The following is a 12671-nucleotide window of genomic DNA, read 5'->3' on the forward strand; positions in this document are numbered from 1 at the left end:
CCGGCCCGGCTAAGGGTGGGCGAGGCAGGCCTCGCGGGCGAGGGCGACGTGGAAGGGCAGGACCTTGCGGTGATCGTAGGTCCGCAGGGCCTTCGAGTAGGCGGTCGGGGTGAGCGACTTGCCGCTGCGCTCCTTGGCGAGACAGGTCCACATCATTCGGGAGAGACCGAGGTGATCGCCGGCGGAGACGAGGTAGCCGTGCTGGCGCTGGCCGATCATCTCGGCGATGCCGTGCACATCGGTCGTGACGATCGGCGTGCGGAAGGCCATCGCCTCCATCACCACGCGCGGGAACGATTCCTCGTAGCTGGTGCAGACGAACTGGTCGGCCGCGACGAAGAAGTCGAAGACCTCGCGGGTCTCCGGGATCAGCGTGAGGTTGGGCAGGCCCATCCGCGCGATGTCGCGTTTCAGCAGGTCGAGGTAGATGCCGGGCCGCGCCCCGACCAGGACGAAGCGGAACTTCCCGCGGTGGCCCTGGCGGTTGAAATGCTCGATGGCGCGGAGGAAGACGTGCTGGCCCTTGCGCTCGCAGACGGTGCCGATGTTGGCGATGATGGTCTCGTCGTCGGCGAACCCGTGTTTGCGGCGCATCGCGGCGCGGGTGTGCGCCGCGCGGAAGGTGTCGATGTCGTCGAGGTTGATCCAGCTGGGCACGATGCGGAAGTTGCCGCTGACGTTGTGGTCCTCGTAGTAGGCGCGGGTGGCGTCGCACAGGAAGAGCGCGCGGGTCGCGCCGTGGAAGGCCTCGGCGACCAGGCGGTGCAGACTGAGTTCCAGCTTGCGCTCGAAGAACCGGAAGACGGTGGAACTCTCGTGGATGTAGAAGAGGGAGGGTTTGCCCGCGCGGGCGGCCAGCAGCACGCCCCAGAAACTTACGAGGGTGTTGCAGACCACGAGGTCGATGTGGTCCCAGTCGAGCCGGTGCTTGATGTCCCCGAGCCGCTGGTGGAAGGTCTCCTCATCGGGCGACGCGTAGAGCGGCGCGGCGTCCACCACGGTGATGTGAGCGCCGAGGGCCTCGTAAGCGGCGCGGAGCGGACCGTCCTGGGAGGCGAGCACCTCCAGGGTGAAGCCGGCCTCGCACACCATCCAGGTGGCGTATTCCAGCAGGAAGAGCGGCGCGCCCTCGAGGTTGAGGTTGTGGGTCAGGAGCAGGAGGCGGAGTTTCCCGGCCCGCCCGGCGCGGACCGGGGTGGCGGGGGTGCAGACCAGGCGGTTGCCCGCCAGCGTGAGGTGCGGGCTGAGGTAGGGATCGGCGAACTGCGGGTAGCGGCGGACGAAGGCGATGTGCTCGCGATCGTCGAAGGTCACCCCGCGCGTGGCGCTGCCCCAGTGCATGAGTTTCGCCTGCGGGGTGTAGATCACGCGGCGGCCGGCGGCGCGGACGCGCAGGCAGTAGTCGACATCGTTGTAGGCGACGCCGAAGTCGGGCTCGTCGAAGCCGCCGAGCTCCCGGTAGAGGTCGGTGCGGGTCAGCAGGCAGGCGCCGGTGACGGCGGAGACCTCGCGCGCCGCCTCGTGCCAGACCACGGGCACCTCGGCCGGGGGCAGCTTGGCAAACGGGGTGTCGGCGAGCCCGCCGTGCGGCCCGATGATGATGCCGGTGTGGTTGAGTGTCCGGTCGGGGTAGATGAGTTTCGCGCCGACGACGCCGATGTCCGGTTGCAGGAACCAGGTGGCCATTTCCTCGAGCCAGCCGGGCTCGAGCGCATTCACGTCGTTGTTGAGGTGCAGGACCAGCGGCGTGTCGAGGTGGGGGCCGGCGAGGTTGACCAGGTGCGAGTAGTTGAACGGCGCCGCGCGGTCGGCGGGCCGCACCACGACGCAGCGGAGGTCGGTACGCTGCTGGATCAGTTCGAGGTAGCGGACGGCGTCGGCGTCGCGCGAGTGGTCGTCCACGATGACGAGCTTCACGTGGCGCCAGTCCACGGTTTCCTCGAGGAGCTCGACGCATTCCTGCAGCAGGTGCAGGCGGTCGCGGGTCGGGATCACGATGGTGACAGGCAGGCGGGCGAGGATGCCGGGCTCGGGACGGAACTGGTGGAAGCGGACCTGCCGGTGATGGCCCGCCTCGGGCAGGAAGGGGGCGGTGGCGCGGCCCCGGCGGCGGGCGGCGTCGGCGAGGGCCCGGCGCGCCTCCTCGACCGTGGGGTCGGACGGCGGGGTTTGTTCCGGAATCCCGGCATCGGCGTGGGCGCAAACCAAGGGTACATGGGCCACGCGAGCGGCCTCGAGCCGGTCGGTGAGTCGCAGCAGGAGATCGAACCAAGGCCGGAGCGGATAGTCCTCCCGGAAGGAACCGAGTTCCAGGAACCGGTCCTGGCGCACCACGGTGAGGTGGCCGGGGAAAAGACCGGAGTCGGCGAGGGCGGGGCTCCAGGCGGGTTTGAACACCGGCGAGGAGCGCCGGCCCGCATCGTCCATGCGGTCCTCGTCGGTGTAGACCAGTTCCAGTTCCGGGGTGGCGGTCAGCGCCCCGGCGATCTCGCCCAAGGCATCCGGGCTCAGGCGGGCGTGGCCCGGGAGCAAGGTCAGGTGCGTGCCCTTCGCGGCGTGGGCGGCGGTGTTGCACGCGCGGATGAAATCGGCCGGCTGGGCGGCCGTCTGGCTGAGGATGCGCGAGTCGCCCGCAGGCGCGGGGGCGCCGACGAAGCAGGCCTGCCAGTGCGGGTAGATCTGGGCCGTGAGCGAGGCGCCGAGCCGCGCCAGCTGGGCGGGAGTGCAGCCGCGCGGATCGACGAGCACGGTGAAGCGGGGGTGGTCCGGCGTGGCTGGCGTGGCGGCGGATTCCAACAACGAGCGCAGGCGCGGCGTGAGGGCGTGCGCGCGTTGCCAGGCCAGGTAGGGTTCGATCGGTCCGGCCTGCAGGTGGGCGAGCGAGGTCGGGGCGAATTGCCGGTAGAGGCGGTAGGCGACACCGCATTGCCGCCAGTAGTCGGAGAGACGGCCGAGGCGGATGTCCTCGGCCCGGCAGGCGGAGGCGAAGGCGAGAGCCGTCTCCAGGAAAGTGGCGCGGCTGAACTCGGGCAGCGGGCGTTCCTCCTGCGTGCAGCCGCGTTGATAAAAGCGGCGGACAAAAACCAGGTGGCGCGTGCCGTCCTCGAGGTCGGCGAACACCTTGAGGCACGCCGGGTCGTCGGCCTGCTCGTCGATGTCGACCATGCCGAAATACTGCGAATGGCGCGCGTAGGGGTGGCCGGGGAACATCTCGCCCGCGTCGAGGCGCTCGCGGTCGCCGTAGTCCATCTCGACCTCGACGAGCGGGTGGGTGGAGGCGACGAGCCGGCGGATGCGCTGCTCGCGGTGGATGATCCAGCCCTCGACGGAGACCTTGCCGAACTGCGAGCCGCCGGTGAGCAGCGGCTTCTCGAGGGCGCCGAAGAACGGCGGGTTGGGGAGGGAGTCCAGCGGGATGACGGCGGATTCGCGGGCCAGGCGTCGGGCCCGCGGGGCGAGGTCGGCGGCCGGGTCGGCGCGCCGGGCCTGGAGGAGTTTTCGCAGCTGGTCGGGCACGATGCCGGCGTTGAGGCGGCCGCCGGGCGCGGGGCCTTGCTTCACCCGGATGCCGGTGCGCCAGATCTCGACCCAGCGGCCGCCGGCGTCGAGCAACTCGAGCCGGAGATCCTTCGCGCCGAGCGGAGGCCGGACCTGGAGCACAAAACCGGCGTGGGGCAGGCCCGCGTGGCCGCGGTGCCGCTCTTCGACCTCCGGGCGCGGGATGCCGAGGATGCCAAGATGGACCGCCCCGCCGGTGACCGCGCGGATGTCGCTGAAATAGGCGCTGGTCTTGGACAAAAACCAGCCGCTGATCCAGGTCGGCTCACCCGCAAAGGTCCAGTCGACGGGCAGCTCAACATCAAAGATATAGGAGTCGTTTTCGTTCACGCAGCAGTCGGGAAACCAAGGCAGAGCCCGTCCCGTGGCGCAAGCCCTCAGCCGCGGGTCGCGGCCACGCGGGCGAGCAGGCGTTCCCAGCGGGCCAGCAGCTGGGCGGGGTCGTGGCGGGCGCGGAAGAGCGGGGCGAAGGCGGCGGCTTCCGCCGCGAACGAGGCCGGCAGGGTTTCCCAGGCCAGCAGCGCGTGGGCGAGGGCCGGGGGATTGGCTTCGTCCACGAGCGGGAGGCGGGAGTCGCGGAAGAGTTCCGCCGTGAGCGGCAGACGCGGGGCCACGACGGGAATGCCGGCGGCGGCCGCGTCGATCAGCGGGCGCAAGGGGCCGCGGCCGAAGAGTGGACCGAGGCACAGCGCGACGCCGGCCACGGACCAGTCCGCTGTGCGCTCGACCCGGGTCGGCGGCAGGGCGTCGTCGAGGCGGGCGAGGCGCTCGTCATCCACGCGGCCGGCGGGGCCCTGGCGAAAAGTCCAGCACGCGGCGACCGCGGGATGGTACCGCGCGAGCCAGTCAACCGTGCGCAACGGGGCGAAGGCGACGCGCGACGCCGGCGTCGGGACCGGGAGCTCCGGCGAATGCCAGGGCGTAATGATTTCCGCGGGCCGGTCCTTGAGCTGGCCGAGTTGGGCGCGGGCGGCGGTGACGGAACCAAAACAGAGCGCCGTGGCCGCGAGCCAGCTGGTGCGCAGCAGCGCCTGCACGGCGGGCAGGGCGGTGGGATCGGGGGCCAGCGGCTCGTCGGACTGGCAATCGAAGAGGACGGGGATGCCCTGTTGCCGGGCGAGCGTGATCGCCCAGCCGCAGACCGGATCAAAGACGGCGACGGCATCGAGATGGCCCCACCAGATTTGGCGGTGCAAATCGTGCAGCGCGTTTTTCAGCGCGGTTTCATCGGCGGCGGCGAACAGCGGGGCGGGGCTGACGACGAGAGACTCGGCGCCGGCCTGTTCGAAATCCTGGCGGAGCGGCCCGTCCTCCGCGCTCACCACGCGGGCGGCCCACCGGTGGGAAGCGGTGAGATGACGCGCCAGGTCGAGGGCGCGGAGCGTCTCGTCGTTGGGCCAGAGGCTGCGGACGACCAGCAGGAGGCGCCGGGGACGGCCGGAGGGCAGCGGGAGCAGGGGCCGGTCGGGAAGCACAGGATAGGAGGGGCGGCTCACGTCGATCAACTTGTCTGGAGGCCGGGTACCAGCGGGGGAGAGTCGTTGCGCAAAACACAACGTGGCGGTGCCGTCGGGCGAAAGGGCGTAGACGCGCAGGCAGGCCGGGACCGTAAGCGTGGCGGGATAATCCACCGGCCCGCGCAGGCGGCCATGGCGCGCGGCCGGCAGGTGCGGCACCTTGGCGGCCAGGGCGTCATCGGTGAGGCTATGCTCGAGGTGATTGAAAACCAGGCCGTCGGTGGTCGCGAGCACGGCGGCGAGTGGCCGGGTCGCGTCGAGCAGCCACCCGAACACGGGGGCGCGGCCGTGCCGCAGCGCGGGAGTGCCGCCCGGTTCGTCGAGGTGGCCGTGGAACGGATGGTGGGCGTCGCGCACCGTCCAGGTGCCGTCAGGGGAGGTTTCGAGCCGGCCCTCGGTGCGGGGGGCGGGCAGGCCGTCGGGGGCGATCGTGAGATCGATCCGGTGCAGTTCGATCCAGGCGCCGAAGGCGTCCATTGCCTCGACCGTGAGGGTGACCGGACCGTCGCGGACGGGGACACCGACCACGTACTCAGCGGGCAGCCAGGCGCGCGGGGACGAGAAATGGGCGGCGAGATCGGTGCGGGGCAGACCCAGGATGCCCAGGTGGGTGCCGCCGTCGTGGCGCACGCGCACGTCGGTGAAATCGTGGCCCGGCCGGCCGACGACCCAGCCGCGGAGCCATACGACGGGACCGGCGAGGCGGCTGCCGGGGTGCGGCCACTCGAGCTGATGGAAGCAGCGGGCGGACGCTTGCATGTCAGGCGCGGGCGGCGGCGACGGCGCGGATGAGGCGGACGTGGCGCGGCAGGGAATTCGCCTCGTGGTATTTTTTCAGGACGGAGGCGCGGGCCTTTTCCGGCCGGCTCCGGTCGCCGGCGGCGTGGGCGGCGAGGGCCAGGGTGAGGGCCTCGGCGAGGCGATAGCGGTCGCCAGGCGGGGTCAACCAGGCCTCGTCGGGACCGATCATTTCGGCGATGCCGTTCACGTTGGTCGAGACGATGAGGCGGCGGAACGCGGCGGATTCGAGCAGGACCCGGGGAAAGGATTCCTCGAAGCTCGTGCAGACGAAGATATCAGCGAGTTGGTAGAAGTCGAAGATCTCGCCGGTCTCGGGGATGAAGCGGGCCAGACCGCTGAGGCCCAGACGGGTGACTTCCTCCTCGAGGGTCTGGAGGAACAGGCCGGGCCGGGCGCCGACCATGAGAAACTCGACCTTTCGGCCGGGGTGCGTGCGGGCCAGTTCGTCCTTCAGCAGGGCGATGGCCTGGATGAAAATGTGCTGGCCCTTGCGCTCGCAGACCGAGCCGATGTTGACCACGAGCACGGCGGCGGGATCGAGCCCGTGCTTGCGCCGCAGGTCGGCGGGGGTGTGCGCGGCGGCGAAGGTGTCGACGCGCCCCGCGTCCACCCAACTCGGGAGCAGCGCGAAGTTGTCCCGGTCGCCGAGGGAGTCGAACACGTGGCGGGAGGAATCCGCGGTGAACACGACGCGATCCGCGGAGCGGAAGGCCGCCTCGATCACGGGGAAGAGGGCGGGGTCCAGGTCGGACTTGAAGAAGCGGCGGATGGGCGAGCTTTCATGGACATAGAGGAGGGAGGGCTTGCCGGCGGCCCGCGCGGCGTGGACGGCCCAGAAGGAGACCATGGTGTTGGCGATGACCACGCCGGTGGTGGTCCAGGGTAGGCCGGCGGTGGCGGTGGCCAGGCGGGTGGAAAATTCCGGGGCGGATTTTGCGGCCAACACCGGCCCGAGATCCACGAGGTCAACAGCGAGGCCGGCCGCGGTGAAGACCGCCCGCATCGGGCCGTCCTGGGGCGAGACGATGCGCACGGTCACCCCCGGCTGGCAGGCAAGATGCCGGGCCAGCTCGAAGATGAACCAGGGGGCGCCCTCAAAGTTGAGGTTGTGGGTCACCACGAGCACATGGAGCGGTGCGGCGGAGGGGGGGACGGCGGCGGGTTCGGGCGCGAGGCGGGAGCGACCGGCGGGCGCCGGGGCTTCGGTGGCATAGGCGGCCCAAGCGGCGCGCAGCGCGGGGAGCGTGGCGGCCCAGCCGCCCGCGGGCAGGCCGTGGCGGCGGCAGGAGGCGCGCAGGGCCCACGCGGTGCGCGCAAAGGTGCGGCGGTCCAGGGCGGGTAGCGCGGCTTCGGCGCCGGCGATCACGCGCGGGGTGAAGCGTTGGGCCCAGACCAGATGCTTGGTGCCATCGGCGAGGGTGGCGAAGAGCTTGAGCAGGGCGGGCACCGTGGTGTCCGCCGGCAGGTCCACGTGGCCGACAAAGGCGGAGGTCTCCCGTCCGGGCAGGTCAGCGAACTCGCCGCCGACGTCGGTGCGGGGCAGGCCGTAGAGCAGCGCGCCCTCCTGCAGCGGGTCCACGAGGGCGGTGAGGCGGGTGACGCGTTGGTCGCGGTGGGCGAGCCAGCCGGTGATCGAGAGGCGGCCGTAGCGCACCCAACCGACATCACGCGGGGCCTCGAGCGCGCCGAAGAACGGGGGGCTGGGCAGGGCGTTGCGCGGCTCGGCGAGGGCGCCGGAGACGATCTCGTCGGCAAGGGCGGCGAGGGGGGTGGCTGGGCGGCGGCCGTGCAACCGGAGCAGCGGGTTGACCAAGCCGGGCAGCAGCGACGGGAAAGCGGGCGGCGGCGGGCAGCCGGGGGCGGCGGGGTCGACGGTGATGGCGGTCTGAAAAATCTCCGTCCATTGATTGGTCTGGTCGCGGACCTCGAGGCGGAGCAAGGCGGCACCGGCGTGCGGCTCGAGCAGGAGGGTGAAGCCGAGGTAGGGCGGGCCGGGGTGTTTGAGCCAGACCTCGTCGAGGCCGGGCTTGGGCAGGCCCCAGTTGGCGAGGAAGCAGCGCCCGTCGACCCAGGCGCGCAGGTCGGTGGTCACGCGGTTTTGGGGCGACCAAAGCCAGCCGGCGAGCCAGGTGATCCCGGCCGGAAAGCGCCAGTCCGCCGGGTGCACCTCGATCGCGAGCTTCCACTGGGGGCTGTCGATGATCATGGGCGGGCCGCGACAGATCCCACGGCAGCGCCGGAGCGGACGACGAAGGGCGAGGAGGCGGACATGCGGTGCGCAAGGGCACACGAAGCGGTGCGGTTTAGTCAACGTTAAGCTGGCCGCCGGCTGCGCGGATAAAGGTTGCCGCTGATGGGGTCGGTCCTTTTCTGGGGCGTCATGTCCAGTCCAGCCGCCGACCGGCGGGAGAGCCGGTTCCTGATCGTCCTCTTCGTCCTCGCGTTAGGCTTCAACCTTTACGGGGTGACCTACCACTGGACCATGGGCTTCATGGCCGGCCATGAGTTCCGGCAGGCGCACACGGCGATCGTGGCGTACCACATCGACCAGCAGAACAATTTCTCGCTGCTCTATGAGACCCCGATCTTCGGGAAGCCCTGGGTCTCGCTCCTGCTCGAGGTGCCGATCTACGAGTGGGCGGTGGTCGGGTTGAGCCGGCTGACCGGCCTGCCCCACGTGATCGCGGCGCGGACGATCACGGCGGCCTGCTTTTACCTGACGCTCCCCGCGCTCTGGCTGCTGCTGGGCCGGCTGGCGCTGCCGAAGCCGCGCCGGCTGCTGGTGCTGGCGCTGGTCCTGAGCGCCCCGGTGTATATTTTTTATTCGCGCGCCTTCCTGATGGACTCGATGGCGCTGATGGCCAGCGCCTGGTGGTTGGTGGCTTTTGTGCGCACGATGGACGAGCGGCGCTGGGGTTGGCTGGGGCTTGCCGTGGTGGCGGGCACCCTCGCCGCGCTGGTGAAGAGCGCGATCCTGGCCGTCTGGATGGTGCCCGGCGCGGCGTACGGCGCCTGGCTGCTCGGGCGGGATCTGCGCGCGGGCGCCGGCTGGCGGGCGCCGCTGCGGACGCTGCTCTGGGGGCTCGCCACGGTGGTGGTGGCGCTCGGTTGCCTGCGGGCCTGGGTCGCGTACACCGATCCCATCAAGGCCGCGCACGCCTCGGCGTGGATCTTCACCTCCAAGAATCTGTCGCAGGGCAACTGGGGGCTGTTTGATTTTGACGCCTTGTTCTCGGCCCAACTCTGGCGCTACCTGCTGGCCTGCTGGGAGCAGGCGATCATGTCGCGCTGGATGATCGCGGCGCTGCTGGTAGCGGGGTTGGCTTTGCCGACGGCACGCGGCCGCGTGGCCGGCGCGGCGGCATGCTTCTTGGCCGCGCAGATTCTCTTCCCCTTCGCCTACGCCTATCAGGATTATTATTTCTATGCGTGCGCGGTCTTCCTGCACGGGGCCCTCGGCTGGGCCTTGCTCGCGTTGTGGGACTCGCGGCTGCCGCGCTGGGCGGCGGGGGTGGTCATGCTGGCGGTGCTCGGCGCGCAGGGCGCCACGTACTGGCGCGACTACCGGGTGCAGCAGAGCGTGGTGCACCACGGCGGGTATCCCTTCACCGATGTCATCCGTGAGCTCACACCCAAGCAGACGGTGATCATTGTCGCCGGGGCGGATTGGGCGGCGATGTCCCCGCTCTATGCCCAGCGCAAGGCGCTGATGATCCGCAACGGGCTGGAACACGACCACGCCTACCTCGAGCGGGCGTTCAACGACCTGGCCGGGGAGGAGGTATCGGCCCTCGTGGTCTACGGACCCCTGCGGCAGAACAAGGATTTCATCAACAAGGTCGCGGAGCGCTTCGACCTGGATGCGCGGGCTCCGACCTTTTCGTTTGTCACGACCGCGGACACCTACCTGGCCCGGCTATATGCGAAGGGCGCACAACTCCGCCTGAAGAACAGCCGGCGCTATCCGGATCTCACGATCCCGCCGGAGGCCTTGGCGGAGATCCCGACGAAGGGCCGGGCCCAGATTTCACCGGCCATCGCGCGCGACGTTTTCATCAACATCCGGCCGGGTCCCTACCAGATGGACTTTGAATTCGGCCTGGACTGGCTGGGGGAGGGAGCCATGCCGGTGCTCTCGGCCCACCCCAACTCGGACCTGTGGGTGCGGCCGCCGCCCCACGCGAAACAGATCCGGTGGAGTTATGGCATTTTCGCCGGCGCCTACGAAAAGCCGGAGGCCCGGACCGACGGCGTCGAGTTCATCATCCACGGGGAACTGCCCGATGGAACGTCGCGCGAGATCTACCACCGCTTGTTGGACCCGGCGCAGAATCCGGCGGACCGCCCCGACCAGCATGAGGTCATCGCGTATGAGCCCCGGCCGGAAGAAAGCCTGCGTTTCTCGACCCGGCCCCACCAGAGCAGCGCCTACGACTGGGCCTACACGATCCGCATCGAGGTGAAGTGAACGCGCCGCCGTTGCGTCACCCGGCGTTCAGTCCGAGGGAGCGGGCGAGGGTGAGGTGGCGGGGCAGCAGGACGGCGCTGTCGTATTCCGCCGCGACGCGGGTGCGGGCGGCCGCGCCATAGTCCCGGCCCGTCGCGGGCGAGGCCAGCAACTGCTGCAGGCCGGCGGCGAGCGCGGCCGAATCCCCCGGCGGGACCAGCAGAGCCTCGCGGTCGGGTCGGACGATCTCGGGGATTCCGTGGACTGCGGTGCTGAGGATGGGCAGGGAGAAGGCCATGGCCTCGAGCACGACACGGGGGAAGGACTCCTCGTAACTCGAGCAGACAAAGAGGTCGGCGGCACCGTAATAGGGGTAGACGTCGCCGGTCTCCGGCACGACGCGCAGGTTGGTCCGCCCGAGGGTCCGGATAAAGTCGGCCAGGTCCCGATCGTAGGGCGTGTCGCGGCCGCCAATCATGAGGAAGTCCGCGGTGGCGGCGAGTTCCGGGGCCATGCGCCAGAGTTGGGCGACCGCGCGGGCGAAGAGGTGCTGGCCCTTCCGTTCGCACACGGTGCCGACGTTGATGACCAGCCGTCGGTCCGCGGTCAGACCAAGCCGGGTGCGGAGTGCGTCGCGGTTCGCGGTGGCGCGGAACGCATCGATCCGCGCCAGGTCGATCCAGCCCGGATGGAGGCAGTAGTTGGAGCCGTCGGAGAGGGCGGTGTAATAGTGCCGGGTGGCCGGGGTGAGGAAGGACACGCGGTCGGCCAGGCGGAAGGTTTCCTCCACGACCGGCACGGCGGACGCGGGCAGGGCGACATGGAAAAAAGCGCGGGGCGGCGTGCTTTCGTGGATGTAGAGCAGCGCCGGGCGGCCGGCCAGACGGGCGAGGTGCACGCCCCACCAGCCGGAGAGGGTGTTGGCCACCACCAAGCTGGCCGGGGAAAGATCAACGTCGGCCGCCAGGGTGCGCAGGGCCGCGCGCAGACCGCCGGCGTCACGGCACTGGTAGAGAGGAGCCGGGTCGACCACGCGGACCGTCGCGCCCAAGGCCTCGAAGGCCGCGCGCAAAGGGCCTTCCTTGGCGCTGGTCACCTGCAGCGTGACCCCGGGCTGGGTCCGGAGATGACGGGCATATTCCAGGAGGAAGAGCGGGGCGCCCTCCTGGTTGAGGTTGTGCGAGATCAGGTGGACAACACCGGGCCGGGTGGGAGCTGCGGCGCGGGCCGGCGGGTGCGGGCGGATCGGGGTGGGGCGCGGGGCCCGGGTGCGGTAATCGCGCCAGGCGGTCAGGATCGTGGCGCGGTAGTCCGGGCCGGAAGGAACGGTCCAACCGCGCTGTTGGATCGCGCCGGCCAGGGCGCGCCAGGCGCACCAGAAGCGCAGCGGGGAATACGCGGCGTAGGCCTGCTTGGCGAATTCCTGGTCGGTGACCGTGAAGCGCGCGACGGAGCCGAGGTGCCAGCTGCCGTCCTCCAGTTCCGCGTAGACGCGGACGGTGGCGGGGCGCGGGAGCTGGGCGGGCAGGTCGAGAAAGCCGTCGTAGCCGGCGTGCGCCGCGTGGGGCGGGGTCCCGGGTCGTTCGAGCAGGAAGGGTGTCCCGCGACCGTGCTTGAGATCCTGCGTTGCGAGGAGGTCGGTGGTGGCGAACACGCGCTTGAGCGGCAGGCTCTCATGGAAAACCCAGCCGGTGAGCGGCAGGCGGCCGAAGAGCGAGAAGGCCCAGAGGTGGGGCTGGTCGAGGTGGCCGTGGAACGGGCGGGGGGGGTGCTGCAGGTGGTGGCGCGGCGGGGTTTCGCGGATGAGGGCGGTGGCGGCCGCGGCGGGGGTGAGGCCGGGCGCGGCGAGCCGGCGGAGCAGGATGCCCAGGGTTTCGCCGATCATCGGGGCGGACAGCGGCGCGTGCGCCTCCGGATCCGGGGTCGCTTCCGCGGCGGTGACATCGCGTTCCACGGTGTCGATCGCCTCCCAGGCCCCGGCGAGGGTGCAGGCCTCCAGGGTGAGGCGGTAGCGGCCGGCCGGGAGGTTCAGGGTGACGCTGAAGCCGGCCAGGAGATAAGGCTGGTCGGACTTAAAGTACTCGGCCAGATCGCGGCGCGGGATACCGTAGACCCCGGGAAACAAGGCGTCGCCGGCGACGACGCGCACGTCGGTAAAATGGTGGCCGGTGCGGGGTACGAGCCAGCCGTGCAGGATCGAGCCGCCCACCAGCCCGGGGTAGGGTGGGTCGAAGTGCAAGGTGGCGTGGGCAAGCTCGTGCATACGCGGCGCACGGTGAAAAACAATCCGGCACGGCACAACCCCGAATGCGGTGCCCGGCGGTTTCAAAAAAGCTGTGATACAATGG

General features: G+C 70.6%; 5 protein-coding genes. 1 reads left to right on the forward strand and 4 read right to left on the reverse strand.

Annotation, left to right across the window (positions count from 1 at the left end; genetic code table 11):
- Nucleotides 1–9: 9 nt before the first annotated feature.
- The 3 genes from Verru16B_RS10050 to Verru16B_RS10060 are packed head-to-tail and all read right to left on the reverse strand — an operon-like array spanning nt 10 to nt 8082.
- Nucleotides 10–3888, reverse strand: a complete 3879-nt coding sequence (locus Verru16B_RS10050) for a glycosyltransferase (protein WP_069962159.1) — start codon at nt 3886–3888, stop codon at nt 10–12.
- 47 nt (nt 3889–3935) lie between these two features.
- On the reverse strand, nt 3936–5834 hold the full coding sequence (locus Verru16B_RS10055; protein ID WP_069962160.1) for a glycosyltransferase family protein: 1899 nt from the start codon (nt 5832–5834) through the stop codon (nt 3936–3938).
- Nucleotide 5835: 1 nt separating this feature from the next.
- Nucleotides 5836–8082, reverse strand: a complete 2247-nt coding sequence (locus Verru16B_RS10060; RefSeq protein ID WP_069962161.1) for a glycosyltransferase family 4 protein — start codon at nt 8080–8082, stop codon at nt 5836–5838.
- A gap of 174 nt (nt 8083–8256) precedes the next feature.
- Between Verru16B_RS10060 and Verru16B_RS10065 the strand changes: the two genes are divergently transcribed.
- Complete coding sequence (locus Verru16B_RS10065) at nt 8257–10344, forward strand: ArnT family glycosyltransferase (protein ID WP_157772372.1); 2088 nt, start codon at nt 8257–8259, stop codon at nt 10342–10344.
- Between the two features lie 16 nt (nt 10345–10360).
- Here the strand turns inward: Verru16B_RS10065 and Verru16B_RS10070 are convergent, their stop codons facing one another.
- The gene (locus Verru16B_RS10070) at nt 10361–12586 is read right to left on the reverse strand and encodes a glycosyltransferase family 4 protein (protein WP_069962163.1); all 2226 of its coding nucleotides are present in this window, start codon (nt 12584–12586) and stop codon (nt 10361–10363) included.
- Between the last annotated feature and the right edge of the window lie 85 nt (nt 12587–12671).

This window comes from Lacunisphaera limnophila, from assembly GCF_001746835.1.
GTDB classification, from domain to species: domain Bacteria; phylum Verrucomicrobiota; class Verrucomicrobiia; order Opitutales; family Opitutaceae; genus Lacunisphaera; species Lacunisphaera limnophila.

Bases quoted from the DNA above. Each gene is read 5' to 3' on its own strand.
- Verru16B_RS10065 (WP_157772372.1), top strand. From the start codon at position 8,257: ATGTCCAGTCCAGCCGCCGACCGGCGGGAGAGCCGGTTCCTGATCGTC.
- Verru16B_RS10060 (WP_069962161.1), bottom strand. From the start codon at position 8,082: ATGATCATCGACAGCCCCCAGTGGAAGCTCGCGATCGAGGTGCACCCG.
- Verru16B_RS10070 (WP_069962163.1), bottom strand. From the start codon at position 12,586: ATGCACGAGCTTGCCCACGCCACCTTGCACTTCGACCCACCCTACCCC.
- Verru16B_RS10055 (WP_069962160.1), bottom strand. From the start codon at position 5,834: ATGCAAGCGTCCGCCCGCTGCTTCCATCAGCTCGAGTGGCCGCACCCC.